This window comes from Pseudomonas putida, from assembly GCF_050990305.1.
GTDB classification, from domain to species: Bacteria; Pseudomonadota; Gammaproteobacteria; order Pseudomonadales; family Pseudomonadaceae; genus Aquipseudomonas; species Aquipseudomonas putida_AH.
This window is the reverse complement of the sequence record NZ_CP158817.1, coordinates 6,193,740-6,220,732: the sequence shown is the minus strand read 5'-3', so window position 1 is coordinate 6,220,732 and position 26,993 is coordinate 6,193,740. Positions and strand designations below refer to the sequence as shown.

Below are 26,993 nucleotides of genomic sequence, written 5' to 3'. Positions count from 1 at the left end.
GTTGCGATCAGCGCTGAACAACCCGCATCGCGTTCTGTTCTTTTGGCAGAACCCGCTTGGCAACCACGTAGTTCTTTTCCCAATACGGTTTCTTCAGCGTATCGATGGTCACCGACTTGCCACGGCGAGGTGCGTGGATGAAGCGGTCATTGCCCAGGTAGATGGCAACGTGGTTGACTCGACGGCTCTTGATGTTGAAGAAGATCAGGTCGCCGGGCTTGAGGTCGGCGCGATCGACTTTCTCGCCATGACCGCTGGCCATGGCATTGGACGTGCGTGGCAGGTCGAAGGTGGCGTCGTTGAACGCGTATTTCACCAGACCGCTGCAGTCGAAGCCCTTGCTCGGGCTGCTGCCGCCCCAACGGTACGGCGTACCGAGGACGTTGACGGCGCGGCTCAGCACATTGCTGCTTTCCTTGTTCGCCATTGGCGGAACCAGGCTGCTGTTGCTGCTCAGCTCACGAGCGTTTTTAAGCGATTTCTTGCTTTTGTTCGACGGAGCAGAAGCATGGGATTTTGGGGTGTAACCATTAACGTTCGGAAGACGTTGCTCACGATTGGTGGCGTGGGCGGCCAAGGGCAATAATAGGCAAATGGTTAGCCATGTCTTTAAAAATGGACGCATTAGGCAAGGCTCGTATGGGTTAGCGCGAAACTTTATAACAGCTTTTTTTGGCATTCCGAGGCCGTTGGTCGATTCCAACGAGGTCTAAGGGAACTCAATCACGCGGCAAATTGACCCAATTGTCGGACAGAACTCAGGCGCTACAAGGGTTTGACGGGACACAAGGCAGCAGTTGCCATCCGTCGGGCACTCATAAAAAAGTCACAAAGATTTAAAGAATATTTATCTATCGTGTGAATCGAGGTCATCCATGAACACCTATCAACCGCCCGTCCCGCATCAAGACACCCACAGCAAAGTGATCGGTTACTTGCTGTGGATTTTCGGTTTTACCGGCGCCCACCGCTTTTATTACGGCAAGCCGGTCACCGGGACGATTTGGTTCTTCACCTTCGGTTTGCTGGGGATCGGCTGGTTGATCGACCTGTTCCTGATCCCATCCATGGACCGTGAAGCGGACCTGCGGTTCACTGCCGGGCCGATCGAATTCAACGTGGCGTGGATCCTGCTGACGTTCCTGGGTGTTTTCGGCGTGCACCGGATGTATCAGGGGAAGTGGATCAGTGGCTTGATCTACCTGCTGACGGGTGGGTTGTTCTTCGTGGGGGTGCTGTATGACTTCTGGACGTTGAATGACCAGGTTTCGCTGCGTAACGCCCAGCGGCGCTAAATGCATCGCCAGCAAGCCGGCTCCTACGGATGGTATACACCCCGTAGGAGCCGGCTTGCTGGCGACCCACTCAACGCGATTTTACGCCTGGTGGCTGATACGCCCATCCACCAAGGTATAACGCACCACGCCCGGCAGGCTGTGGCCAATGAACGGGCAGTTCTCGCCCTTGGACAACCAGGTCTCACCGGCCACGGTCGAGGCCGCCGGGTCGAGCAGCACGATATCCGCCGCGCCCCCTACCGCCAGTTTGCCCGCCGGCAGGCGCAATGCCTCGGCAGGGCCAGTGCTGAGGCGCGCCAACAGGGTCGGCAGGTCCAGCAAGCCGTCTTCCACCAATGTCATTGCCAGCGGCAGCAGCAGCTCGACGCTACTGATACCCAGTTCGGTAGCACCGAACGGCGCCAGCTTGGCGTCCCGCTCGTGGGGTTGGTGATGGCTGGAAATGGCCGAGACCACACCGGACTTCACCGCTTCACGCAGGCCATCGCGGTCGGCGCGGGTGCGCAGCGGCGGCTGGACGTGATACAGGCTGCTGAAGTCGATCAGCGCTTCGTCGGTCAGGATCAGTTGGTACAAGGCGACATCCGCCGTGACCTTCAAGCCACGGGCCTGGGCCTGGGCGATCAGGGCCACGCCGCGAGCGCTGGTGAGTTGGCTGAAGTGCGCGCGCACGCCAGTTTGCTCAACCAGCAGCAGATCCCGGGCCAGGGCCACGGTTTCAGCAGTTTCCGGGATACCCGGCAAGCCGAGGAAGCTCGCGGTCGGGCCTTCATGGGCCAGTCCGCCTTCAGCGAGGTCGTGATCCTGAGAGTTGAAAATCACCGTCAGGTCGAAGGTGGCTGCGTATTCCAGTGCCCGGCACAGGGTGCGGGTGTTGCGGAAACTCTCCAGGCCGTTGCCGAAGGCCACGCAACCGGCATCGCGCAGGGCGACCAGTTCGGCCAGCTGTTCGCCGTCCAGGCCTTTGCTCAGCGCGCCGATCGGGTACACCTTGGTGTTGCCGGCCTCACGAGCGCGGTCCAGGATCAGTTCGGCCACCGCCGAGGTGTCCAGCACCGGCTTGGTTTTCGGTGGGCAGCACAGGCTGGTCACGCCACCGGCAGCAGCGGCGCGGGTTTCGCTGGTAATCGAACCTTTGCGGCTGTAGCCCGGTTCGCGCAGGGCGACGTTGAGGTCCACTAGGCCAGGGGCGGCCACCAGGCCTTTGGCATCAATGGTGTCGACGGCGACAAAACCGGCGGGCGCGGCGCCCATGGCGACGATCTTGCAGGCTTCAATATGGATATCGGTGACTTGATCCAGGCCGCTGGCCGGATCGATGACGCGGGCGCCGAGAATGCTGAGCTTCACTGAACGTTCTCCTGCTCGAATTGGCGTTGCGCTGTCTGACCGCTCATGGCCATGGACAAAACGGCCATGCGAATCGCGATGCCGTAGGTCACCTGATTGAGAATCACCGAATGCGGACCGTCGGCCACCGCCGACTCGATCTCCACGCCACGGTTGATCGGTCCGGGGTGCATGACGATGGCATCGGGTTTGGCACCGGCCAGACGTGCGGTGGTCAGGCCGAACAGGCGGTAGAACTCGCCTTCGCTGGGCAGCAGGCCGCCGGCCATACGCTCACGCTGCAGGCGCAGCATGATCACCACGTCGACATCTTTCAGGCCTTCGGTCATGTCGGTGTAGACCTTCACGCCGTATTGCTCGATGCCGATCGGCAACAGGGTTTTCGGCGCGATCACGCGGATGTCCGGGCAACCGAGGGTTTTCAGGGCCAGCATGTTCGAGCGCGCCACCCGCGAGTGCAGAATGTCGCCGACGATAGCCACCGAAAGGTTTTCGAAGCCGCCCTTGTGCCGACGGATGGTGAGCATGTCGAGCATGCCCTGGGTCGGGTGGGCGTGACGGCCGTCACCGCCGTTGATGATCGCCACTTGCGGGCACACATGCTCGGCGATGAAATGTGCGGCACCGGAATCACCGTGGCGCACGACGAACATGTCGGCGGCCATGGCTTCCAGGTTGCGCAGGGTATCGAGCAGGGTTTCCCCCTTGCTCGCCGACGATGTCGACACGTTCAGTGTGATCACGTCCGCCGACAGGCGCTGGGCTGCCAGTTCGAAGGTGGTGCGGGTACGGGTGGAGTTCTCGAAGAACACGTTGCATACGGTCTTGCCGCGCAGCAACGGGACCTTCTTCACCGCGCGGGCGCCGACTTCCAGGAAGGAGTCGGCGGTGTCGAGGATTTCCGTCAGCAACTCGCGGCGCAAACCGTCGAGCGAGAGGAAGTGGCGCAGCTGGCCCTGATCATTGAGCTGCAGCGGGCGCTTGGTTTCTATAGGCGTCATCGCGAGGGGGACTCTCAATAGGGCGAATTAAAGGGCGAGGTCTTGCACTTCGAGCGCAAGCTCGGGGCCGGACAGCTTCACCCGTTCGTGGGCTGCCAGCGACAGAGTCGCGCCCAGCACGTTCGGGCGGATTGGCAGCTCGCCGGCGTCCAGATCCAGCAGGCACACCAGGGTCACGCTGGCCGGGCGGCCATAGTCGAAGAGTTCGTTCATGGCGGCGCGGATGGTCCGGCCGCTCATCAGCACGTCATCGATCAGCACCAAGTGCTGGCCTTCGATCTCGAACGGCAGGGCCGAAGGGCGCACTTGGGGGTGCAGGCCGTTCTGGCTGAAGTCGTCGCGGTAGAAGGATACGTCCAGCGTGCCCAAAGGGGCATCGCTGCCCAGTTCCTTGAGCAAGGCTTGAGCGACCCAAACGCCGCCGGTACGGATACCGATGTAACGCGGTTCGCTGATGCCACGGTGTTCCAGGTGTGCCTTGAGACGGATCGCCATCTGGCTGATCAGTTCGGCGGGATTGGGCAGACTCATGGTTGCTCCTTACTTGGGCCCGAGCGAGCGTGTGCTTGAGGTGGCTCGGGTTGTCGCTAAAAGAGCCGCTAGGCGGCTCTTCTGGGTTAAGTGCATCAGGATTCGAACAGCGCGCCGTTTTCATCGAGCCAGCCTTGCAGCAGCAGGGCGGCGGCGATGGCATCGACCGGGTTGTCGCGGTAGCTGCCTTTTTGTCCGCCACGGGCCATGCGTTCGCCCTTGGCTTCGAAGGTGGTCAGGCGTTCATCATGGGTATAGAAGGGCAGATTGAAGCGGCCATTGAGACGGCGGGCGAATTTCTCCGCACGGGCGCACATGTCGCTCGGCGTGCCATCCATGTTCAGCGGCAAGCCGACCACCACGGCGTCGGGTTTCCACTCCTTGATCAGTGCATCGACCTTATCCCAGTCGGGAATGCCGTTTTGCGCTTTCAAGGTGCACAGCTCGCGGGCCTGGCCGGTAACGACCTGGCCGACTGCAACGCCGATCGATTTGGTGCCGTAGTCAAAACCCAGAATCAGCCGCAGGGCCATCAGGCGTGCCCCGCCTGACTGGTGAGCAGGCTTAAGTTGATGCCCAGGTGTTTGGCGGCCGCTTCCAGGCGCAGTTCGCTGCTGGTGTTGAACAGGATGTCGGCGTTGTACGGGCAGGTCAGCCAGGCGTTCTGGGCCAGCTCGGCTTCCAGTTGGCCGGCTTCCCAACCGGCGTAACCCAGGGCGATCAGGCTTTTCTCCGGACCGAGGCCATCGGCGATGGCAAACAGCACGTCCTGGGAGGTCGACAAGGACAAGTCGCCTTCCAGATCAACGGTCGCCTGGAAGGTCTTGCCTGACGGATGCAGGACAAAGCCGCGATCGGTCTGGACCGGCCCACCGATGAAGATCGGTACATGCTGGCAGAGGGCAGGCGGCTCGATATCGGGGCGCAATTGCTCGAGGATCTCGGCCAGGTTCAGGTCTTGCGGGCGGTTAATCACCAGCCCCATGGCACCATTGGCCGTGTGCTCGACGATGTAGGTCAAGGTGTGCGCAAAGTTCGGGTCGACCATGTGTGGCATGGCGATCAGGAAGTGATGCTTGAGGTAACTGGGGCTGACGTTTTTCATGACCGCTAGTGTGGCGTTCGAGGGGCGAACTGACAAGCTGGGGATGCCGCAATTTGCCATGCAACGCCGATCAAATGTGGGAGCTAGTCTTTGTGGCGAGGGGATTTATCCCCGTTGGGTCGCGAAGCGGCCCCAAGCCAGTGTCGCGGTTGTGTCTGACTCACCGCATGCGATGGTTTACGACTGCTTCGCAGCCGAACGGGGATAAATCCCCTCGCCACACAAGCCCGCTCCCACAGGATCAATTGCTGGAAAGGCGATCCCCGCGGGCAAACTTCCAGGTGCGGATGATCTCCAGCCGGTCGATGTCCGACAGGTCGCCGGTAAATGGCGCAAACGGTGCCGCCAGACGCACGATGCGTTGGGCCGCCTGGTCCAGCAATGGCTGCCCGGACGACTCCAGTACCAGCACTTCATACAGCGAACCGTCGCGGTTAATCGAGACCATCAGGCGCAGGTTTCCGTAGATCTGCTTGCGTCGGGCTTCGTCGGGGTAATTGAGGTTGCCGATGCGCTCGACCTTCTTGCGCCATTCGTCTTTATACCAGGCACCCTTGTCGCGCATGGTCGAGGCAGCGCTCAGGCGGTGGATGCGCGGGCGCTTGGCGTACAACTGTTGTTCGTTGGCCAGTTCCGCTTCCAGGCTGGCGATGTCGCTGGACAGCTGTTCGCTGTCGAAAGTCGGTGCGGCCACCGCTGGCTTGGTGACAGGCTTGGGTTCTTCGGTCTTGGTGGCGGCTTTTTTCGGTTTCGGCGCGACGGTGGTCACGGCAGCCTTGGGCGCCGTTTCCTGCACTTCAGGCTTGGCGGCGGGCGGTGGCGTGACTTTCTGCACCTTGTTGTCCTGGAATGGCACGACCTCAGTGGTCTTGGGGATGGCCTTTTTATCCAGGGTGCCGCTGCCTTGCTGATTCTCCTGGGCGAGGAAGTCGGCTTTTTCCGGCTTCTTTTCGCTTTTGAAGGTGGCGAGGGTGATTTCCAGGGTTTTGCTGATCTGCTTGGGTTCGACCATCGTGAAGCCGACACCCAGTAGCAGCGCCAGATGCACCAATGCTGCCAGAAACAGAGTAAAACCGAGGCGATCGGCCGGGCGCACGCCACGTTGGGCGAGTTCTGCAGGCAGATCGGATGGGAGGGTCATGGCAAAAAAACCAACATCGCGTTTTTCACAGGCCGGGCATGATAACGCAATGTTGGTTTTAAGCTTCAAGCTTCAACGGGTAAGCGACAAACTGTTTGTCACGCCTTTCTGGCTTGCAACTTCTTGTCGATCGCGTCCATGAGCATGCCGCCAATGTCGGTGCCGAAGGCGTTGTCGATCTCGCGGATGCAGGTCGGGCTGGTGACGTTGATTTCGGTCAGGTGCTCGCCAATCACGTCCAGACCCACGAACAACAGGCCTTTTTCACGCAGGGTCGGGCCGACTTGCGCGGCGATCCAACGGTCTTTGTCGGTCAGCGGACGCGCTTCGCCACGGCCACCGGCGGCGAGGTTGCCACGGGTTTCGCCTGCGGCCGGAATGCGCGCCAGGCAGTAATCCACAGGCTCGCCGTCGATCATCAGGATGCGCTTGTCGCCATCCTTGATCGCGGGCAGGTAGGCCTGGCCCATGATCTGCTGGGCGCCAAGGGCAGTCAGGGTTTCCAGGATGACCGACAGGTTTGGATCACCGGCACGGTGACGGAAAATCGAGGTGCCGCCCATACCGTCCAACGGCTTGAGGATCACATCGCCGTGCTTGGCGGCAAATTCACGCAGCACGTCGGCGCGGCGGCTGACCACTGTCGGTGGCGTGCACTGCGGGAACAGCGTGGCGAACAGTTTTTCGTTGCAGTCGCGCAGGCTCTGCGGCTTGTTGACCACCAGCACGCCAGCGCTTTCGGCTTGTTCGAGCAAATAGGTGGAATACACAAATTCCATGTCGAACGGTGGATCCTTGCGCATCAGGATCACATCCAGATCGCTGAGCAGCGTGTCTTGCTCGGCGTCCAGTTCGAACCATTTTTCCGGGTTGGCGAACACTTTCAGCGGACGCATCCGCGCCCGGGCCTGGCCTTCGGCCTGGTAGAGGTCACGCTGTTCCATATAGAACAGTTCCCAGCCACGCTTCTGCGCGGCCAGCAGCATGGCCAGCGAGCTATCCTTTTTATAGGAGATGCTGGCGATAGGGTCCATGACAATCCCGACGCGAACGCTCATGGGGTCTTTCCTCGAAATTTGGGGGGGCTTTGTTGACCCCCTGGAGGAGCGAGCACGCTCGCGATGGACTTAAGGACGCCGCGGTTTTTCTACCTGCCTGCGTCATCGTTGAAGACCATCGCGAGCCTGCTCGTTCCTACAGAGAACCAGGCAATAAAAGTGGCGTCAGAGTGGCGCTGAGTGTGTTCCCGGTCAAGGAAAAACCAACGCCATGGCCGGTCGATAGATTGGAGTTGGAGACTGTGCTAAAAAGACTGCCAAATCGTGCTGGCCCTTGAACATCAAGGGTTTCGAGCCTTTCGGTTACCGCAAATGGACAATTTGATTCGCAAAGGCGACGGCAGAGCATTTATGGAACAGCATTCCAGCGCCTTGAAGGTCATGGTGATCGACGATTCGAAGACGATTCGCCGCACCGCCGAAACGCTGCTCAAGAACGTGGGTTGTGAGGTCATTACGGCCATCGACGGTTTCGATGCCCTGGCCAAGATTGCCGACAATCATCCCGGCATCATCTTCGTCGACATCATGATGCCGCGTCTGGATGGCTACCAGACCTGCGCTTTAATCAAGAACAACAGTGCCTTCAAGTCCACGCCAGTGATTATGCTGTCGTCCAAGGACGGGCTGTTCGACAAGGCCAAGGGGCGCATTGTCGGTTCCGACCAGTTTTTGACCAAGCCTTTCAGCAAGGAAGAACTGCTGAACGCGATCCAGGCCCATGTTCCGGGCTTCGCCGCCGTTTTGCCGCAGTAAGACACTTAAAGTGACGCTCGGCCAACGGGCCTGGCGTCGACAAGAATGGGGAAGACCATGGCACGTATTCTGATCGTCGATGATTCGCCGACTGAAATGTACAAACTGACTGGCATGCTGGAAAAGCACGGTCATGAAGTGTTGAAAGCCGAAAACGGTGCCGACGGCGTGGCGCTGGCCCGCCTGGAAAAACCCGATGCGGTGCTGATGGACATCGTCATGCCGGGCCTCAACGGATTCCAGGCGACCCGTCAGTTGACCAAAGACCCGGAAACCGGGCACATCCCGGTGATCATCATCACCACCAAAGATCAAGAAACCGACAAGGTCTGGGGCACGCGCCAGGGGGCCAGGGACTACCTGACCAAACCGGTCGACGAAGAGACCCTGCTCAAGACCCTGAACAACGTCCTCAACGGTTGATCGTGCGGTCATGACCGAGTCGCTGACGGCCTTCGAACTGCTGTTGCAGATCGACCAACGCTGCCGCCTGCTGGCGGCGGACTTGCCGTCCCAACCGATCCGCCAGGACAACTGGAGCGGCATTGGCTTTCGCCTGGGCGAACACTGGTATGTCGCGCCGATGAGCGAAGTCAGTGAAGTGCTGCACGAGCCGCGCTTTACCCAGGTTCCGGGGGTGAAAGCCTGGGTCAAGGGTGTGGCCAACCTGCGTGGGCGTTTGTTGCCGATCATGGACTTGGGGGCTTTCTTTGCGGGTAAAGAGCCTGGGCATGAGCTTTCGGCACCGCGCAAGCAGCGGCGGGTGTTGGTTGTCGAGCATCAGGAAGTGTTTGCCGGGCTGATGGTCGATGAGGTCTTCGGCCTCCAGCATTTCGCCCAGGACAGCCAGCAACCAGCCGGCATGCTGGAGGGGCCGATGGCGCCGTTCATTCAAGGCCGGTTCGAGCGCGAGCAAAGCTGGCAGGTGTTCAGTCCGTTTGCACTGGCGCAGTCGCAGGGTTTTATGAACATCGCTATATAACCCGTAGGAGCGAGGCTTGCCCGCGAAGAACGATAACGCGGTCTTGCAGGCATACCGCGTTATCGTTCTTCGCGGGCAAGCCTCGCTCCTACAGATGGAATTCGGTGAAATGGGCAGTACAGGCGAAGACCGATGACAAAAGCAAAAACAGGCAAGCCAATGGAAGGGTCGCGCAGTCGTTCGCAGATCATCGCGCTGTTCATTGCGCTGATCATCTTCATCATGCTGTTGTTCGCCAACTTCGCGTACCTCAACACCCAGGCCACGTACGATAAGCAGTACATCGGCCACGCCGGTGAACTGCGCGTCTTGTCCCAGCGCATTGCCAAAAACGCCACCGAGGCCGCCGCCGGCAAGGCTGCAGCGTTCAAATTGCTCAGTGATGCGCGCAACGACTTTGCCCAGCGCTGGAGTTATCTGAAAAAAGGTGACCCTGCCACCGGCCTGCCGCCGGCACCGTCCGATGTACGCCCAGAAATGCGCGCCGTGCAGCTCGATTGGGAGCGTTTGTTGAAGAACACGGATGCGATTCTCTCCAGCGAGCAGACCGTGTTGTCGCTGCACCAGGTCGCCGCGACCCTGGCCGAAACCGTGCCGCAATTGCAGGTCGAATACGAAAAAGTGGTTGAAATCCTTCTGCAACGCGGTGCTCCGGCTGCCCAGGTGGTCATGGCTCAGCGGCAATCGCTGCTGGCCGAGCGCATTCTCGGCGCGGTGAACACGGTGTTGTCCGGCGATGAAAGTTCGCAACAGGCGGCCGATGCCTTTGGCCGAGACGCGGCGCGCTTCGGGCAGGTACTCAACGGCATGCTCCAAGGCAATGTGGCATTGCGGGTCAGCCAGGTCGAAGACCGCGATGCGCGGGCCCGGTTGATGGAAATTTCCGAGTTGTTCGAGTTTGTCTCCGGGTCCGTCGATGAAATTCTCGAAACCTCGCCGGAGCTGTTCAAGGTCAGGGAGTCGGCCACCAACATTTTCAGCCTGTCGCAAACCTTGCTCGAGGAAGCCTCGCACCTGGCCAGCGGTTTCGAAAACCTCGTCGGCGGACGCAAGACCGACACCATCGGCGGCTATGTACTGGGCCTGGCGGCACTGGCGTCGATCATCCTCATCGGACTGGTGATGGTGCGCGAAACCAATCGCCAGTTGCGCGAAACCGCCGAGAAGAACGAACGCAACCAGAACGCGATCATGCGCTTGCTTGATGAAATCGAAGATTTGGCCGACGGCGACCTGACCGTGACCGCCTCGGTGACCGAAGACTTCACCGGCACCATCGCCGACTCGATCAACTATTCCGTGGACCAGCTACGCGACCTCGTGGCCACCATCAACCTGACCGCCGGACAAGTCGCCGCCGCCGTGCAGGAAACCCAGGCCACCGCCATGCACCTGGCGCAGGCCTCGGAACATCAGGCGCAGCAGATTTCCGAAGCCTCCACGGCGATCAACGACATGGCCGAATCCATCGACCAGGTGTCGGCCAACGCCGCCGAGTCCTCCGCAGTGGCCGAGCGCTCGGTGGAAATCGCCAACAAGGGCAACGAAGTGGTGCACAACACCATCCACGGCATGGACAACATTCGCGAACAGATTCAGGACACCGCCAAGCGGATCAAGCGCCTTGGTGAGTCCTCCCAGGAAATCGGCGACATTGTCAGCTTGATCGATGATATTGCCGACCAAACCAATATCCTTGCCCTCAACGCGGCGATCCAGGCCTCCATGGCCGGTGATGCCGGGCGCGGTTTCGCGGTGGTGGCCGACGAGGTTCAACGGCTGGCAGAACGATCTTCGGCCGCCACGCGGCAGATCGAGACGCTGGTGCGGGCGATCCAGACCGACACCAACGAAGCGGTGATTTCCATGGAGCAGACCACCACCGAAGTGGTACGCGGCGCGCGTCTGGCGCAGGATGCCGGTGTGGCCCTGGAAGAAATCGAAGGCGTTTCCAAAACCCTCGCGGCGCTGATCCAGAGCATTTCCAACGCCGCACAGCAACAGACGTCGTCTGCCGGCCAGATTTCCCTGACGATGAACGTGATCCAGCAGATCACCACGCAGACCTCGTCCGGTTCCACCGCCACTGCCGAGAGCATCGGCAACCTGGCGAAAATGGCCAGCCAGCTGCGGCGCTCGGTGTCCGGTTTCACCTTGCCGACCACCAAGGCCCAGACGACGGACAACGCTTGAACCGCCCGCGGGCGTATGCAATTTGACTGATGCAACGTGACTGAAGCGAAAACTGGAGTGGTTATGGGTGATCGGCACGACTATGTGGCCCTCGAATGGGTCAAAGGCGAGATTGCCGAAACGCTGAAGCAGGCTCATCACGCGATCGAAACCCAGCTTGATGATCCGCAGGCGACGCACGCCCTGAGTGAATGCCTGGCGTACATCCATCAGGTTCACGGCAGTCTGCAGATGGTCGAGTTCTACGGCGCGGCCTTGCTGGCCGAAGAAATGGAGCAACTGGTCGGCGCCTTGCTGGACAATCGCGTCAGCCATCGGGATGAAGCGTTGCACCTGATGCTGCAAGCCCTGGGGCAATTGCCGATCTACCTTGACCGGGTACAGGGCGCCCGTCGCGACTTGCCGCTGGTGGTGCTGCCGCTGATCAACGACCTGCGCAGCGCCCGTGGCGAAAGCCTGTTGTCGGAAACCAGTCTGTTCAGTCCGCAATTGCCTGACCTGCCGCCACTGGATGCCGAATCCCTGGCGCTGCTCGCACCGGCGGATCTGCCGAATGTGCTGCGCAAGTGGCGGCAGATGTTGCAGATGGCCTTGGTCGGCTTGCTGCGCGAGCAGGATGACGACACTCATCTCGGCTATTTGGCCAAAGTTTTTTCCCGGCTCGAAAGCCTGTGCGGCAACGCACCCCTGAGTCCCTTGTGGCAAATCGCTTCGGCGCTGGTCGAAGGCATGCGTGGCGGGGCGATTGCCAACAGTCCGGCTTTGCGTAGCCTGTTCAAGGACGCCGACAAAGAACTCAAGCGCCTGCTCGAACAGGGCATCGGCGCCATCAATCAACCGGCGCCGCCGGAGTTGCTCAAGAGCTTGCTGTTCTACATAGCCAAGGCCGAACACCCCACCGGGCAGATGCTGACCATGAAAGATCGCTACGGACTGGACGACGCGCTGCCTGACAGTGCGATGGTCGATGAAGAACGCGCCCGGCTCGCCGGCCCTGACCGCGACGCCATGCGTTCGGTGCTGGCGGCGCTGTGCGAAGAGCTGGTGCGGGTCAAGGAGCGCCTGGACTTGTTCGTGCGCAGCGACCGGCAACACGTGTCGGACCTCGAAAGCCTGCTCGCGCCTCTGCGGCAAATCGCCGATACCCTGGCGGTACTGGGGTTTGGCCAGCCACGCAAAGTCATCATCGACCAATTGGCGGTAGTGCTCAGTCTCGCTCAGGGCCATCGTGCGCCCGATGACGCGATTCTCATGGACGTCGCCGGCGCCTTGCTTTACGTCGAAGCGACCCTGTCCGGGATGGTGGGCACCGTCGAGCCCGAGAGCCGGGAAGAGGGTAGTCTGCCGACCACTGACCTGACGCAGATCCATCAGATCGTGATCAAGGAAGCGCGCATCTGCCTGCAACAGGCCAAGGACATGATCGTCGACTACATCGACGCCGACTGGGACCGCCAGCACTTGCAGCCGCTTCCGGCCTTGCTGACCCAGGTGCGCGGTGCGCTGGCGATGATTCCGCTGAGCCGCGCCGCGAGTCTGGTCGAAACCTGCAATCACTTCATCCGCGAACACTTGATGCTCGATCCGGGACAGCCCGGCTGGCAGGAGCTGGACAGCCTGGCCGACGTCATCGCCAGCCTTGAGTATTACCTTGAGCGCCTCAACGATGATCCGGACGCGCCGGGCGAGCAGTTGCTCGACATTGCGCAAAAGAGCCTGGCCTCGCTCGGCTTCTTCCCTAACAAACAGCCCAGTGAACAACAGGTGCCGGTGCTTGAGGATGTGCTGAGCCCCAGTGAAGCGCAGTTGCTGCAAATACGGCAGGAGCAGGATGCACAGGCGGTCGCTCAGACCCTGGCCGACGTGCTGGCCAGTCCCGTGTCCGCGCTCAATCCACCGGCCCAGACCACACCGGGAAGCCTGTTGCCGCCGCCCGCCGGTGAAGAACCGGTGGACGATGAACTGCGCGAAGTGTTCCTTGAAGAAGCCGACGAGGTGCTGGAAATCCTCCGCGAATACTTGCCGCGCTGGTCGATCAATCCCGACAACCGCTCCGCGTTGAGTGAGCTGCGCCGCGCCTTCCATACCCTCAAGGGCAGTGGCCGGATGGTCCGCGCGCTGGTCCTGGGCGAATTAGCCTGGGCGGTGGAAAACCTGCTCAATCGCGTCCTTGAAAACAGCGTCGAACCGGGCGCCACGGTGCAGCAACTGATCGGCGATGTTCTGCAGTTGCTGCCCGAACTGGTGGCCGAATATGCCGCCAACGCCCAGCGCCAGCGTCACGATGTCGATCTGCTGGCCGCCCGTGCCCATGCCCTGGCCAAGGGGGATGAGCCGTTATCCGACGAGGACACTCGGGACGTCGCGGCACTCGATCCTCTGTTGCTGGAGATCTTCCGCAAAGAAGCGCAAACCCATCTGGACAGCCTCAACCGCTTCCTCGAACAGGCCGCCGAACACGTGCCGTTGCAAGCCAGTGACGAATTGCTGCGCGCCTTGCACACCCTCAAGGGCAGCGCTTCGATGGCCGGGGTTTTGCCGATCGTCGAGCTGGCCACTCCGCTGGATCAATTGGCCCGGGAATACAAAGCGCACCAGATCGCCCTGGACCTGGACGAGGTCGAATTGCTGCTGGAAGCCGAGGGTTTGTTCCGTCTTGGCTTGCGTCAGCTCAGGACCGATCCGCTAGGCGAAATCCCTGGCGCCCGCTCACGGGTCGAACGGGCCCAGGCGTTGCTGGCCGAGCGGCTGCAAAGCCTTTTGAATGCGCCGAGCAGCGGCGTGCGGATCAAGCGTGATCCGCAATTGATCAACAACTTCCTGGCCCAGGGCATGGACATCCTGCTGGACGCCGAAAGCCTGTTGCAGCGCTGGCAGCAACACCCCGGTGAACGTCAGGAACTCAGTGCGCTGCTGGACGAATTGACCACCCTCGGCGAAGGCGCGCACCTGGCCGATTTGCAACCGGTGGACGAACTTTGCGAAGCCTTGCTTGATCTTTACGGTGCCGTGGAAGAAAGCAGCCTGGCCGTCAGCGAGGGGTTTTTCCACGAAGCGCAAAGTGCCCATGAAGCGCTGATCAACATGCTCGACGAACTGGCCGCGGGCCAGGAAGTCAGCCCGCGCCCGGACCGGGTTCGCGCCTTGCGTGGCCTGCTCGATCAAGGCCTCGACCCGTCGGCCATGGGGCTGATTCGCAGCGACGGCAGCCGCAGTCTGAGCATCCGTGAACTCGGTGATGCCACCGCGGAACTCGAAAACACCCTTCCTCCCGCGGCAACTGAAAACACTCTCTCCCCTGTAGGAGCGAGCCTGCTCGCGATGGACGTCAACGATGACGCGCCGTCCCTGAATAAACGCGGTGCCGGTGAGTCCATCGCGAGCATGCTCGCTCCTACAGAAGAGCGGGATCGTGAGCTCGATGACGAGATCGTTTCGATCTTCCTCGAAGAGGCGATGGACATCCTCGACAGCGCCGATCAGGCCTTGCAACGGTGGCTGGGCGAGCCGCAAAACGCGGCACCGCTATCGTCCCTGCAACGGGACTTGCACACCCTCAGGGGCGGTGCGCGGATGGCCGAAGTCCAGCCGGTGGGTGACTTGGCCCATGAACTGGAAAGCCTGTACGAAGGCTTGGTGGACCGCCGTTACAGCCACAGTGAACCGCTGGCGCAATTACTCCGGCACAGCCATGACCGTTTGGCGCAGTTGCTTGAGCAGTTGCAAAACCACCGTCCCTTGGGCGACCCGAGTGAGCTGATCGAAGCGGTTCGGGCATTCCGCCAGGGGCATGCGGGGCACACCGAAGCGACCAAGCCGCCGACCGGCAACGACTCGTCCCATCATGACAACGAACTGCTGGATATTTTCCTCGAGGAAGGCTTCGACATCATCGAGAGCTCTGGTGCGGCGCTGGTGCGTTGGCAGGCCGAGCCTTCGAGTCGTCAAGAAGTGGAAACCCTGCTGCGCGACCTGCACACCCTCAAGGGCGGTGCGCGCATGGTGGAAATTACCCCTATCGGCGACCTGGCCCATGAACTGGAATTTCTCTACGAAGGCTTGTCCACCGGCCTGCTGAAACCCACCGGTGCGCTGTTTGAATTGCTGCAACGCAGCCATGACCGGCTGGCGCAGATGCTCGACGCGGCCCGCGCCGGGGAGCCACTACCGCCAGCTGACCGGTTGCTCGATGCGATCAGGAATTTCAGCCATCCCTCAGTCCCTGAAATACCGACAGCGGTTGTGCCGTCCGTCACGGTTAAAACCGAAACGCCGTTGCAGCCGGCGGATCTCGGTGCGGACATGGTCAAGGTCTCGGCGGAACTGCTCGACGACCTGGTCAACCTGGCCGGCGAAACGTCGATCTTCCGTGGGCGAATCGAACAGCAGGTCAGCGATGCCCAGATTGCCCTGAACGAGATGGAGACCACCATCGAGCGCATGCGCGACCAATTGCGCCGCCTCGATACCGAAACCCAGGGCCGGATTCTCAGCCGTCAACAAGTCGATGGCGAGCGCTTGGGTTACGAGGAATTCGATCCGCTGGAAATGGACCGCCATTCGCAGTTGCAGCAACTGTCGCGGGCCTTGTTCGAATCCGCCTCCGACCTGCTCGACCTCAAGGAAACCCTGGACCGACGCAACCAAGACGCGGAAAACCTGTTGCAGCAACAGGGCCGCATCAACACCGAATTGCAGGAAGGCCTGATGCGCACCCGCATGGTGCCGTTCGAACGGATGCTGCCGCGCCTCAAGCGTATCGTTCGCCAGGTGTCCGAGGAGTTGGGTAAAGACGTGGAGTTCATTGTTGGCAACGCCGAAGGCGAGATGGATCGCAACGTGCTCGAACGCATGGCAGCACCGTTGGAACACATGCTGCGCAACGCCGTCGATCATGGCCTTGAATCTGCCGAGGCGCGGGTCGCGGCGGGTAAACCGGCTCAGGGGCGGATCACCCTTGACCTGTTGCGCGAAGGTGGCGACATCATTTTCGACATCCGCGACGACGGTGCCGGTGTACCGCTGGATGCCGTGCGGCGCAAGGCAATCAAGCGTGGCTTGCTCGATCCGAGTAACGAAATCAGCGACCGCGACGTGTTGCAGTTCATCCTGCAGCCGGGGTTTTCCACTGCCGAGAAAATCACCCAGATCTCGGGGCGCGGCGTCGGCATGGACGTGGTGCACGAAGAAGTGCGGCAACTGGGTGGCACCATGAGCATCGACTCGGTGCGGGGGCAGGGCGTGCACTTCCGCATCCGCCTGCCGTTCACCGTGTCGGTCAACCGGGCGCTGATGGTGCAATGCGGGGAGGATCAGTACGCGATCCCGCTGAACACCATCGACGGCATCGTTCGTGTGTTGCCCAACGAGCTGGAAGGACATTTCCGCCTCGATCCGCCAGCCTATGAATACGCCGGGCAGCGTTATGAGCTGTGCTACCTGGGCGAGCTTCTGAAAACCAGTCCCCGACCCAAACTGTTGGGCCAGAGCCTGCCGCTGCCGGTGTTGCTGGTGCAATGCGCCGAGCGCCATATCGCCGTGCAAGTCGACGCCATGGCCGGCACCCGTGAGATCGTGGTCAAGAGCCTCGGTCCGCAGTTTGCGGCGGTGCAGGGCGTGTCCGGCGCGACGATTCTAGGAGATGGCCGGGTGGTGCTGATTCTCGATTTGCTGGCGTCAATCCGCGGCCAGGCCTATGTGCCGCAGCGTACGCCGAATCACGACAGCGACTTTGAGCCGCAGAAACCGTTGCTGGTGATGGTGGTCGACGACTCGGTCACGGTGCGCAAGGTCACCAGCCGTTTGCTCGAGCGTCACGGCATGAACGTGCTGACGGCCAAGGACGGCGTCGATGCCATGCTGCTGCTCGAAGAGCACCTGCCGGACATCCTGTTGCTGGACATCGAAATGCCGCGCATGGACGGCTTCGAAGTGGCGACCCGAGTGCGCAACGATGAACGTTTACAGCACCTGCCCATCATCATGATCACCTCCCGCACTGGCCAGAAACACCGCGACCGGGCCATGGCCATCGGCGTCAACGACTACCTCGGCAAGCCGTATCAGGAATCGGTCCTGCTCGAAAGCATTGCCCTATGGAGCAAAGTCCATGCTTGAGCGGACCCTCAACCCGCGCAGCATCAACCTCACCGGGTTGCTGTTGCCCCTGGCCGACCGCAACCTGATCCTGCCCAACGTCGCCGTCGCCGAGCTGATCGATTACCAGCCGGCGGCGTTCGATCTCGATACGCCGCCGTGGTATCTGGGGCGAGTCACCTGGCGCAACCGGCAGATTCCCTTGCTCAGTTTCGAGTCGGCGTGCGGCAATAAAATCGTCATTGGCGAGCGTGCGCGCATCGTCATCCTCAATGCACTGGGCGGTCGGCCGGAGCTGAAATTCATTGCGATGCTGGTCCAGGGCATTCCGCGCTCGTACAAGCTCGACAGCCAGTTGAGCTATGTGGACGTGCCGTTGTGTTCGCTGGAAAAGGCGGCGGTGCAGGTAGCGGATCAGGTGGCGAAGGTGCCGGACTTGCTGGCCCTTGAAGAGTTGTTGGTGAATGCCGCGCTAGTCTGACGGGCCCCATCGCGGGCAAGCCTTGCTCCTACAGGTATCGGTCGTTAGCGAATGCCCTGTACGACGCTGAACCTGTAGGAGCGAGGCTTGCCCGCGAAGGCGGCCTTCAATTCAATGCAGACCTGACGGCTAAGCCTTGGATTGTTGAACATTCCCAAAAAGGGACCTATCGTTCCCTTTTTGGGACTTATTGGTCACTGCCGTGAATAAACTGTCACTGAGCGAAGCGTTGTTCACCGCCACCCAGCAAAAAGTGCTGGGTCTGTTGTTTGGTAAACCCGACCAAAGCTTTTACGCCAACGAGATCGCCCGTTGGGCGCAAGTAGGCAAGGGCAGCCTCATGCGCGAACTGGATCGCCTGCAACGGGCGGGAGTTCTGACCATGACCCGATTGGGTAATCAGACCCACTATCAGGCCAATCCCGACTGCCCGATCTATGCCGAGTTACTGGGCATCACCCGCAAGACCTTCGGTATCGCCGAACCCTTGATCGACGCACTGCAACCCTTCGCCGAACAGCTGATTTGGGCCTTTGTTTACGGGTCGATTGCCAAGGACCAAGCGAACGCATCCAGTGACATTGACCTCATGCTGATCGGTTCCGGCCTGCACTACAGTGAAGTGATGGAGCGGCTCCTGCCTCTGGAAGAGCACCTGGGCCGCGCCATCAATCCGACCCTCTACACCCCTGAAGACTGGGCCGCAAAACTGGCGGCCGAGAACAGTTTCGTCATGCGGGTAGTGCAGCAGGACAAGATCAACCTGATGGGTGAGAACCCTTTGGAGTCCAAGGATGGGCAGCAACGAGAACCTGGAGAACCTGTTACGTAGTGGTGGATTGAAGGCCGAGCCACCGGACCGCAAGGAATGCGAGGGCTTGATGCGTTCGGCAACGGATCGCCTGAAGGATGCGCAAACCCCGTCACTTTCCTTCGCCAGTCGATTCGATCTGGCTTACAACGCGGCCCATGGTATTGCGCTGACCGCTTTGCGGTTGAGCGGTTACCGATCCGACAAGCGCTACCTGGTGTTCCAGTGTCTGGTTCATACCGCTGATATCGGTAAAGTTCAGGTTCGGTTGTTCGCCCTCTGCCACGAGCGGCGAAACCTGGCGGAGTACGAAGGGTATATGGATGAAGATGAGGCGTTGTTGGCGCAGTTGCTGGAAAGCGCTGTGCAGCTTCAGATTCAAGTTCAGAAAATGATGGCCGAGCTTTGATATTCCATACCTCAAAGTATCGGAGTTTTTACTGGCCCCATCGATGGCAAGCCAGCTCCCACAGTAACCGTGGCTGCCACAAATTTGGTGTACGACACAAACCCTGTGGGAGCTGGCTTGCCAGCGATAGCGTTAGTTCAAGCAATCATTAACCTGAGCGTAACAATCCATCACTGCGCTTGATTGATGCCCCCACCCAACCCTCCTACTGTGGCCCCCACGACAGCGAACCCGTGGAGTGGTCATGACAACAACAATATCCCCCGACTCGCGATGGACGCGGCGGCGCAGCGAGAAGCAGCGGCGTCTTGAGTTGGTCAAGGGCCTTGCCGATGGTGTGGTGTTGCCCACCGACAAGATCGTGGCGGCACTGGAGGCATTGATCCTGCCCGGCGACCGTGTGGTGCTCGAAGGCAACAACCAGAAGCAGGCGGATTTCCTTTCCCGCTCGCTGGTGAAGGCCGATCCAACCAAGCTGCACGACCTGCACATGATCATGCCCAGCGTCGGTCGCGCTGAACACCTGGACCTGTTCGAACGCGGTATCGCCCGCAAGCTCGATTTCTCTTTTGCCGGCACCCAAAGCCTGCGCATCAGCCAGTTACTCGAAGACGGCCTGCTGGAAATCGGTGCCATCCACACCTACATCGAACTCTATGCACGGCTGGTGGTGGACCTGATCCCCAACGTCGTGCTCTCGGCCGGCTTCATGGCCGACCGCGCCGGCAACATCTACACCGGGCCCAGCACCGAAGACACCCCGGCATTGATCGAGCCGGCAGCCTTCAGCGACGGCATCGTCATCGTCCAGGTCAACCAGTTGGTGGACGATGTCAGCGACCTGCCTCGGGTTGATATCCCGGCGTCCTGGGTCGATTTCGTGGTGGTGGCTGACAAGCCGTTCTATATCGAGCCGTTGTTCACCCGCGATCCCCGGCACATCAAGCCGGTGCACGTGCTGATGGCGATGATGGCGATTCGCGGGATCTACGAAAAACACAACGTCCAGTCCCTGAACCATGGCATCGGTTTCAACACCGCCGCCATCGAACTGATCCTGCCCACCTACGGCGAATCCCTGGGCCTGAAAGGCAAGATCTGCCGCAACTGGACCCTCAATCCACACCCAACCCTGATCCCGGCGATTGAAAGCGGTTGGGTCGAAAGCGTGCACTGCTTCGGCACCGAGCTGGGGATGGAAAACTACATCGCCGCCCGTCCCGATGTGTTCTTCACCGGGCGCGACGGCTCCCTGCGTTCGAACCGGATGTTCAGCCAGCTGGCCGGGCAATACGCGGTAGACCTGTTCATCGGCGCTACCTTGCAAGTCGATGGCGATGGCCATTCCTCCACCGTGACCCGCGGGCGCCTGGCCGGTTTCGGTGGGGCGCCGAACATGGGCCATGACCCGCGTGGTCGTCGTCATGGCACACCGGCCTGGCTCGACATGCGCCACACCGACGTCGCCGAACCGATGCTCGAGCGCGGCAAAAAGCTTGTGGTGCAGATGGTTGAGACCTTCCAGGAAGGCGGCAAACCGACCTTCGTTGAAACCCTCGATGCCATCGACGTGGCGAAGAAAAGCGGCATGCCGTTGGCGCCGATCATGGTCTACGGCGACGACGTCACCCACCTGTTGACCGAAGAAGGCATCGCCTACTTGTACAAGGCGCGGTCGCTGGAAGAGCGCCAGGCGATGATCGCCGCTGTCGCGGGGGTGACCGCCATCGGCCTGCGCCACAACCCGAAAGACACCGCGCGCATGCGCCGCGAAGGCCTGATCGCCTTGCCTGAAGACTTAGGGATTCGCCGCACCGATGCCACCCGCGAACTGCTCGCCGCGAAAAGCGTGGCTGATCTGGTGGAGTGGTCCGGTGGCCTCTACAACCCGCCCGCTAAATTCAGGAGCTGGTAATGCACGCATTCAACCTGCAACCGAAAACCCTGAGCCTGGCCGAACGCCTGGCGGACCTGGCGGTGGACGCGCTGATCGACGAAGCGGACCTGTCGCCGAAACCGGCGCTGGTCGATCGTCGCGGCAGTGGCGCCCACACCGATCTGCACTTGGGTCTGATGCACGCCTCGGCGCTGGCCCTGTGGCCGGCATTCAAGGAAATGGCCGAAGCGGCGATTGAAATTGGCGAGATCGGTCTGCCGCTGCGCGAAGCCATCGGCCTGATCGGTCGAGAGGGCGAGCAAGCGATGCTCGCCACCACCGACGGCGTGAACACCCACCGAGGTGCAATCTGGGCCTTGGGCCTGTTGGTGACGGCGGTTGCCCTTGAGCCCCAATCCTGCGCCGCCGGTTCCATCGCTTTGCGCGCCGCACGCCTGGCCTTACTCGATGATCGCCATGCGCCGCGCCCGCTTAGTCATGGTGCGCAAGTGGCTCAGCGTTACGGTGCGCGTGGTGCCCGTGAGGAAGCGCAACTCGGTTTCCCAGCCGTCACCCAACGCGCGCTGCCACAACTGCAGCGCAGCCGCGTCGCCGGCCATGGCGAACAGAACGCCCGGCTCGATGCGCTGCTGGCAATCATGACCGACCTGGCCGACACCTGCGTGCTGTACCGCGCCGGGGAGGAGGGCCTGAACGCCATGCAACTCGGCGCCCAAGCGGTGCTCGACGCGGGCGGCAGTGCCAGCCTCGCAGGCCGTCGTCGGCTGCATGAGCTGGACCAACAACTGATCGCATTGAATGCCTCGCCCGGTGGTGCTGCCGACCTGCTCGCCGCCTGCCTGTTCATCGACCGTATCGGGTCGGGCGCCCTTATCCACAGCCTTTCATAAAGGGAAGCTTTTTGATGGAAACCTTATCCTTTGAATTCCCCGCCGGGCAGCCACCACGGGGACGCACGCTGGTGGGCTGTGTCGGCTCAGGCGATCTGGAAGTGCTGATCCAGCCGGGTCAGCCCGGCAAGCTGACCATCACTGTGCAGACCTCGGTCAACGGCAGCGAACAACGCTGGCAGCACCTTTTTGCGCGGATGTTCGACGGCCAGACGCCCTCGGCGATGGACATCGATATCCACGATTTCGGCGCCACCCCCGGCGTAGTACGCCTGCGTCTGGAACAGGGTTTCGAGGAGATCGGCCATGACTGACAGCGCAGCGCTCCTCAACAAACACAGCTTCGTCGAACTCGGTGCCCGGCAGCGGGCGAAAGCCTTGCTGGATACCGGCACCTTTCGTGAACTGATCGACCCCTTCCAGCGCGTGATGTCGCCGTGGCTGGTTCGCCAGGGCGTGGTGCCGCAAGCCGATGACGGCGTGGTGATTGCCAAGGGCAGCCTCGACGGATTGCCTGTGGTGATCGCCGCGATTGAAGGCGCGTTCCAGGGTGGCAGCCTCGGTGAAGTCGGTGGGGCGAAAATTGCCGGCGCGCTGGAACTGGCCGCCGAAGATAACCGCAAGGGCATCCCGACCCGCGCCGTGTTGCTGCTGGAAACCGGTGGCGTGCGTTTGCAGGAAGCCAACCTCGGCCTGGCGGCGATTGCCGATATCCACGCGGCAATTGTCGATCTGCGCCAGTACCAACCGGTGGTGGGTGTGATTGCTGGCAGTGTCGGCTGCTTTGGCGGTATGTCGATTGCTGCCGGGTTGTGCAGCTATTTGGTGGTCACTCAAGAGGCGCGCCTCGGCCTGAACGGGCCGCAGGTAATTGAGCAGGAAGCCGGGCTCGACGAATACGACTCCCGCGACCGGCCCTTCATCTGGAGCCTGACCGGTGGCGAGCAACGTTTCGCTACGGGGCTGGTGGATCGCTACGTCGAAGATGACGCGGCGCAGATCCGTCAGCAGGTCCGCGAATTGCTCAATCAAGGTTTGCCGACGCAGCAACGCAGCACTCAGGCCGATCTGTACTTGCAACGGCTGGCGCAACTGGACGCCGAACCGCAAATCGAACCGGCCACGGTTCGCGACCTGTATCAAGGAGCGCGCTCATGAGTTCGTATTCCCTTCGGGGCCTGCACTGGTTCAACGCGCTGGCTGCCGATGCCAAACGGGTGGGTGGTTTGCCGGCTTCGTTGAAAGTGGCCGATGGATTCCTGGGCGATCAGGCGGTGCGCTTTATCGCCGTGGTGGCCGATCCGGATAACCGCTTCGCCCGCGCTCGCAATGGCGAGGTCGGCCTGCTTGAAGGCTGGGGCCTGGCCAAGGCGGTGGATGAAGTCATCGTGGCCGATCAAGGTAAATCACAAAAGCGTGCACTGATCGCCATCGTCGACGTACCGAGCCAGGCCTATGGCCGTCGCGAAGAAGCGCTCGGTATTCATCAGGCGCTGGCGGCAGCGGCAGACAGCTATGCCCGTGCGCGTCTGGCCGGGCATGCGGTAATCAGTTTGTTGGTGGGCAAGGCCATGTCCGGGGCGTTTCTCGCTCATGGCTATCAGGCCAACCGCTTGATCGCCCTGCGTGATCCGGGGGTGATGGTGCATGCCATGGGCAAGGCATCGGCGGCGCGGGTGACGTTACGCAGTGTCGAAGAGCTGGAAACCCTCGCCGCCAGCGTGCCGCCGATGGCCTATGACATCGACAGCTATGCCAGCCTTGGCTTGCTCTGGGAAACCCTGTCGGTGGAACAGATCGAAACGCCGACCGCCGCCGATCTGGGGCGTGTGACGCAATGCCTGGCTCAGGCGATTGGCGATGTCGCCGAGAAAGGTCGTGACTTGAGCAGTCGTCTGGGCGCCAGTAACCGTGCGGCGTCGAGCCATGTCCGCCAACTGTTGAGAGAGCAGTGGTGAGCATGCTCATGGCCCACGACCTGCTCTGGGGCATGACCCCGGAGCAGTTGCCAGCGGATGCACCGGCGTGGGCGGTCGAATCGATCTGCGCCGGGCAACCGGTGGTGGTGCGTCGTGCGGTTTCGGTAGCGGGGCAGGTGGCGGTCGGCGTACGTGGACGTTTGCGTGAGCAGCGTTTTGCAGCGTCGATGGCGATCTCGTCCGTTTCCCGTCGGGTGTGCCCGGAGCAGCTCTGCCATGTTGATATCGACCGGGATTTGCCGGCGGTTCGGGCGCTCACGCAACTGCGCCCGATGCTCGATGATTGCGGTTGGACATGGGGTGTCAGCGGCAGTGCCGGGTTTGAGTTGGCCAGTGGATTTGAAGCGCTCCACGAAGGCAGCGATCTGGATTTGATCTTGCGTGCGCCACAGCCAATCAACCGTGCTCAGGCACAGGTGCTGGTGGCACGGCTCGATGCGGCGGTGTGCGTGGTGGACATGCAAGTGCAAACTCCGTTCGGCGCCGTGGCCTTGCGCGAGTGGGCGGGTTCTTCGAATCGCGTTTTGCTGAAGAACGCCCGTGAAGCCTGCTTGGTACTCGATCCATGGAACCCGCAGGAGCAAGCAGCGTGAGCAGCTTGTTGGTGTTTCCGGGCCAGGGCGCGCAGCAGCCGGGCATGCTCGAGCGTGTCTCTCGGGAAATCCTGAGCGAGGCCAGTGACGTGCTCGGTGAGGATGTCTCGCGGCTGGATTCTGCCCAGGCATTGCAATCGACCAGAGCGGTGCAGCTTTGTCTATTGATCGCCGGTGTGGCGGCTGCGCGGCAGCTGACGATGCCTTCGGATTACGTCGCCGGGTTGTCCATCGGTGCGTACCCGGCGGCAGTGGTAGCCGGCGCCCTGGGTTTCAGCGATGCACTGCAACTGGTCAGTCTGCGTGGCGAGCTGATGCAGCAGGCTTATCCACAGGGCTTTGGCATGACCGCGATCATCGGTCTGGACCTGGCGACCGTGGAAGGTTTGTTGGCGCAGGTGCACAGCGCCGATACACCGGTTTACCTGGCCAACATCAATGCCGATAACCAGGTGGTGATTGCCGGCAGCGACGGCGCGATGCAAGCGGTGGCCTTGTTGGCGAAAGAGCAGGGTGCGGGTTTGGCCAAGCGTCTGGCAGTCAGCGTTCCATCGCACTGTCCGCTGCTGGAGTCTCCCGCGAAAACCCTGGCCGAAGCGTTCGCCAGCGTTAAGCTGCACACCCCGAAAATCGGCTACCTGAGTGGCAGTCGCGCACGGCCGATCATCAACACCGAAGCCTTGCGCGATGACCTGGCTTTCAACATGTGCCGCGTGGTGGATTGGCGCGGCACCGTACAAAGTGCTTATGAGCGTGGCGTACGTCTACAGATCGAACTGCCGCCCGGTGCGGTGCTGACCGGGCTGGCGCGCCGGGTGTTCGAGCAAGGTACCGTAATGGCTTTCGACGGTGCCCGGCTCGATACCCTGCAGGCCCTGTTGCGTGAGGAGGGAAGCCGCCACTCCTAGACCTGCGACCTGAGGCTTCGAACAACAAAAACAACATTCGACGATGCACTTTGAGGACGACAACAATGATTATTTACGGTGTGGCGCTGCTGGCGATTTGTACGTTGGCGGGAGTGATCATGGGCGACATGCTGGGCGTGTTGCTGGGCGTGAAATCCAACGTCGGCGGGGTCGGGATCGCGATGATCCTGTTGATCTGCGCGCGGCTGTGGATGCAAAAACGCGGCGGCATGACCAAGGATTGCGAGTTGGGCGTCGGCTTCTGGGGCGCCATGTACATCCCGGTGGTGGTGGCGATGGCGGCGCAACAGAACGTGGTCACGGCACTGCACGGCGGCCCGGTGGCGGTGCTGGCGGCGATCGGTTCAGTGGTGGTGTGCGGCTGCACCATTGCCTTGATCAGCCGGACCCACAAAGGCGAACCCTTGCCCGATGAACCGGCGGAAATTTCTCCCGCTGGCACACCGGTAGGAGGTCGCTGATATGTGGGCTCTCATCGAGAATGGTTTGGAACATAACGGCCTGGTCACGGCGTTCGCCTTCGTCGGCGTGATCATGTGGGTGTCAGTGGTGCTGTCGAAGCGTCTGACCTTCGGACGGATTCACGGCTCGGCCATTGCCATCGTCATCGGCCTGGTCCTGGCCTGGGTCGGCGGCACCCTGACTGGCGGGCAAAAAGGCCTGGCAGACCTGACGCTGTTCTCCGGCATCGGTCTGATGGGTGGCGCCATGCTGCGGGACTTCGCCATCGTCGCCACGGCGTTCGAAGTACAGGCGACCGAAGCGAAGAAGGCCGGGTTGATCGGCGTGATCGCGCTGCTGCTGGGCACGGTGCTGCCGTTCATTGTCGGCGCGTGCATGGCCTGGGCGTTTGGTTATCGCGATGCGATCAGCATGACCACCATCGGCGCGGGCGCGGTGACTTATATCGTGGGCCCGGTCACCGGTGCGGCGATTGGCGCGAGCTCGGATGTGATGGCGCTGTCGATTGCCACCGGGCTGATCAAGGCGATTCTGGTGATGGTCGGCACGCCGGTAGCGGCGCGCTGGATGGGTCTGGATAACCCGCGTTCGGCGATGGTGTTTGGTGGGCTGGCCGGGACTGTCAGTGGTGTGACGGCAGGGTTGGCGGCGACGGATCGGCGGCTGGTGCCTTACGGCGCGTTGACCGCGACCTTCCATACCGGGCTTGGCTGCCTGTTGGGGCCTTCGGTGTTGTACTTCATTGTTCGCGGGATTGTTGGTTAAGCCGATGGATTGATGTCGACTGTGCAGACGCCTTCGCGGGCAAGCCTCGCTCCTACGGTGTTATGTGTTGTGCCCAAATTCCGGGTATCCGCAAATTCTGTAGGAGCGAGGCTTGCCCGCGAAGGAAGCAACTTGGTTTCAAACCTGACGATTGGCATGCATCCGACACTCTGCAAACAGCACCGAGGCGTAGTGCCCATGTCACAAGTCATTAGTTTCCCTGAATGTTTTTTGCCCATAGGTTGGGAGCAGTTCCAGTCTGTTCA

General features: G+C 61.3%; 26 protein-coding genes. 18 read left to right on the top strand and 8 right to left on the bottom strand.

The annotated features are described in order from the left end of the window. Positions 1-7: 7 nt before the first annotated feature. Positions 8-625 carry a C40 family peptidase gene (locus ABTV22_RS28290; RefSeq protein WP_433737631.1) on the bottom strand — a complete coding sequence of 206 codons (618 nt, stop codon included), beginning with the start codon at positions 623-625 and terminating at the stop codon, positions 8-10. Positions 626-875: 250 nt separating this feature from the next. Here ABTV22_RS28290 and ABTV22_RS28285 point away from each other — a divergent pair, with 250 nt between their 5' ends. After that, the gene (locus tag ABTV22_RS28285; protein WP_433737630.1) at positions 876-1,295 is read left to right on the top strand and encodes an NINE protein; all 420 of its coding nucleotides are present in this window, start codon (positions 876-878) and stop codon (positions 1,293-1,295) included. Between the two features lie 81 nt (positions 1,296-1,376). Here ABTV22_RS28285 and ABTV22_RS28280 read toward each other — a convergent pair whose 3' ends face one another. The 7 genes from ABTV22_RS28280 to gshB all read right to left on the bottom strand — a co-directional run bounded on the left by ABTV22_RS28280 (position 1,377) and on the right by gshB (position 7,484). Next, on the bottom strand, positions 1,377-2,648 hold the full coding sequence (locus tag ABTV22_RS28280) for a dihydroorotase (protein ID WP_433737629.1): 1,272 nt from the start codon (positions 2,646-2,648) through the stop codon (positions 1,377-1,379). Continuing rightward, positions 2,645-3,649 (bottom strand): aspartate carbamoyltransferase catalytic subunit, encoded by a 1,005-nt coding sequence (locus ABTV22_RS28275; RefSeq protein WP_433737628.1) that lies wholly within the window; start codon positions 3,647-3,649, stop codon positions 2,645-2,647. Before ABTV22_RS28275 ends, ABTV22_RS28280 begins: the two co-directional genes overlap by 4 nt. A gap of 27 nt (positions 3,650-3,676) precedes the next feature. Beyond that, complete coding sequence (gene pyrR, locus ABTV22_RS28270) at positions 3,677-4,180, bottom strand: bifunctional pyr operon transcriptional regulator/uracil phosphoribosyltransferase PyrR (RefSeq protein WP_433737627.1); 504 nt, start codon at positions 4,178-4,180, stop codon at positions 3,677-3,679. A 95-nt stretch (positions 4,181-4,275) separates the two neighbouring features. Next, positions 4,276-4,713 (bottom strand): Holliday junction resolvase RuvX, encoded by a 438-nt coding sequence (gene ruvX / locus ABTV22_RS28265; RefSeq protein WP_433737626.1) that lies wholly within the window; start codon positions 4,711-4,713, stop codon positions 4,276-4,278. Beyond that, the gene (locus tag ABTV22_RS28260; RefSeq protein WP_433737625.1) at positions 4,713-5,285 is read right to left on the bottom strand and encodes a YqgE/AlgH family protein; all 573 of its coding nucleotides are present in this window, start codon (positions 5,283-5,285) and stop codon (positions 4,713-4,715) included. Before ABTV22_RS28260 ends, ruvX begins: the two co-directional genes overlap by 1 nt. A 241-nt stretch (positions 5,286-5,526) precedes the next feature. Then, positions 5,527-6,426, bottom strand: coding sequence for a TonB family protein (locus ABTV22_RS28255; protein WP_433737624.1), 900 nt, complete (start codon positions 6,424-6,426; stop codon positions 5,527-5,529). Between the two features lie 98 nt (positions 6,427-6,524). Continuing rightward, positions 6,525-7,484, bottom strand: coding sequence for a glutathione synthase (gene gshB / locus ABTV22_RS28250; protein WP_433737623.1), 960 nt, complete (start codon positions 7,482-7,484; stop codon positions 6,525-6,527). Between the two features lie 351 nt (positions 7,485-7,835). Between gshB and pilG the strand changes: the two genes are divergently transcribed. From pilG to madM, 17 genes are all read left to right on the top strand, one after another. Continuing rightward, positions 7,836-8,240 carry a twitching motility response regulator PilG gene (gene pilG / locus ABTV22_RS28245; RefSeq protein WP_008152601.1) on the top strand — a complete coding sequence of 135 codons (405 nt, stop codon included), beginning with the start codon at positions 7,836-7,838 and terminating at the stop codon, positions 8,238-8,240. Positions 8,241-8,297: 57 nt separating this feature from the next. Next, on the top strand, positions 8,298-8,663 hold the full coding sequence (pilH, locus tag ABTV22_RS28240; protein WP_150773652.1) for a twitching motility response regulator PilH: 366 nt from the start codon (positions 8,298-8,300) through the stop codon (positions 8,661-8,663). Positions 8,664-8,673: 10 nt separating this feature from the next. Next, positions 8,674-9,222 (top strand): chemotaxis protein CheW, encoded by a 549-nt coding sequence (locus ABTV22_RS28235; protein WP_433737622.1) that lies wholly within the window; start codon positions 8,674-8,676, stop codon positions 9,220-9,222. 132 nt (positions 9,223-9,354) lie between these two features. Continuing rightward, positions 9,355-11,415: a methyl-accepting chemotaxis protein gene (locus ABTV22_RS28230; RefSeq protein WP_433737620.1), complete on the top strand. Its 2,061-nt coding sequence runs from the start codon at positions 9,355-9,357 to the stop codon at positions 11,413-11,415. A gap of 63 nt (positions 11,416-11,478) precedes the next feature. Continuing rightward, the gene (locus tag ABTV22_RS28225) at positions 11,479-17,532 is read left to right on the top strand and encodes an Hpt domain-containing protein (RefSeq protein WP_433737619.1); all 6,054 of its coding nucleotides are present in this window, start codon (positions 11,479-11,481) and stop codon (positions 17,530-17,532) included. Continuing rightward, positions 17,525-17,992, top strand: coding sequence for a chemotaxis protein CheW (locus ABTV22_RS28220; protein ID WP_433737618.1), 468 nt, complete (start codon positions 17,525-17,527; stop codon positions 17,990-17,992). The genes ABTV22_RS28225 and ABTV22_RS28220 overlap by 8 nt, the downstream gene beginning before the upstream one ends. Positions 17,993-18,194: 202 nt before the next feature. Beyond that, positions 18,195-18,824 carry a transcriptional regulator gene (locus ABTV22_RS28215; protein ID WP_433737617.1) on the top strand — a complete coding sequence of 210 codons (630 nt, stop codon included), beginning with the start codon at positions 18,195-18,197 and terminating at the stop codon, positions 18,822-18,824. After that, positions 18,787-19,212 carry a hypothetical protein gene (locus tag ABTV22_RS28210; protein ID WP_433737616.1) on the top strand — a complete coding sequence of 142 codons (426 nt, stop codon included), beginning with the start codon at positions 18,787-18,789 and terminating at the stop codon, positions 19,210-19,212. The genes ABTV22_RS28215 and ABTV22_RS28210 overlap by 38 nt, the downstream gene beginning before the upstream one ends. A gap of 244 nt (positions 19,213-19,456) precedes the next feature. Further along, positions 19,457-21,127, top strand: a complete 1,671-nt coding sequence (gene mdcA, locus ABTV22_RS28205; protein WP_433737615.1) for a malonate decarboxylase subunit alpha — start codon at positions 19,457-19,459, stop codon at positions 21,125-21,127. Continuing rightward, positions 21,127-21,999, top strand: coding sequence for a triphosphoribosyl-dephospho-CoA synthase (locus ABTV22_RS28200; RefSeq protein WP_433737613.1), 873 nt, complete (start codon positions 21,127-21,129; stop codon positions 21,997-21,999). Before mdcA ends, ABTV22_RS28200 begins: the two co-directional genes overlap by 1 nt. Positions 22,000-22,013: 14 nt before the next feature. Then, a complete protein-coding gene (locus ABTV22_RS28195; protein ID WP_077048439.1) occupies positions 22,014-22,313 on the top strand; it encodes a malonate decarboxylase subunit delta in 300 nt (99 codons plus the stop codon). Continuing rightward, positions 22,306-23,157, top strand: a complete 852-nt coding sequence (locus ABTV22_RS28190) for a biotin-independent malonate decarboxylase subunit beta (RefSeq protein WP_433737612.1) — start codon at positions 22,306-22,308, stop codon at positions 23,155-23,157. Before ABTV22_RS28195 ends, ABTV22_RS28190 begins: the two co-directional genes overlap by 8 nt. Next, entirely contained in the window at positions 23,154-23,957 is an 804-nt protein-coding gene (gene mdcE, locus ABTV22_RS28185) for a biotin-independent malonate decarboxylase subunit gamma (protein WP_433737611.1), read from the top strand. Before ABTV22_RS28190 ends, mdcE begins: the two co-directional genes overlap by 4 nt. A gap of 2 nt (positions 23,958-23,959) precedes the next feature. Next, on the top strand, positions 23,960-24,571 hold the full coding sequence (locus ABTV22_RS28180) for a malonate decarboxylase holo-ACP synthase (RefSeq protein WP_433741526.1): 612 nt from the start codon (positions 23,960-23,962) through the stop codon (positions 24,569-24,571). Further along, positions 24,568-25,479: a malonate decarboxylase subunit epsilon gene (gene mdcH / locus ABTV22_RS28175; protein WP_433737610.1), complete on the top strand. Its 912-nt coding sequence runs from the start codon at positions 24,568-24,570 to the stop codon at positions 25,477-25,479. Before ABTV22_RS28180 ends, mdcH begins: the two co-directional genes overlap by 4 nt. A 65-nt stretch (positions 25,480-25,544) precedes the next feature. Continuing rightward, entirely contained in the window at positions 25,545-25,961 is a 417-nt protein-coding gene (gene madL / locus ABTV22_RS28170) for a malonate transporter subunit MadL (RefSeq protein ID WP_433737608.1), read from the top strand. A 1-nt stretch (position 25,962) separates the two neighbouring features. Beyond that, complete coding sequence (gene madM, locus ABTV22_RS28165; protein ID WP_433737606.1) at positions 25,963-26,727, top strand: malonate transporter subunit MadM; 765 nt, start codon at positions 25,963-25,965, stop codon at positions 26,725-26,727. Positions 26,728-26,993: the final 266 nt, after the last annotated feature.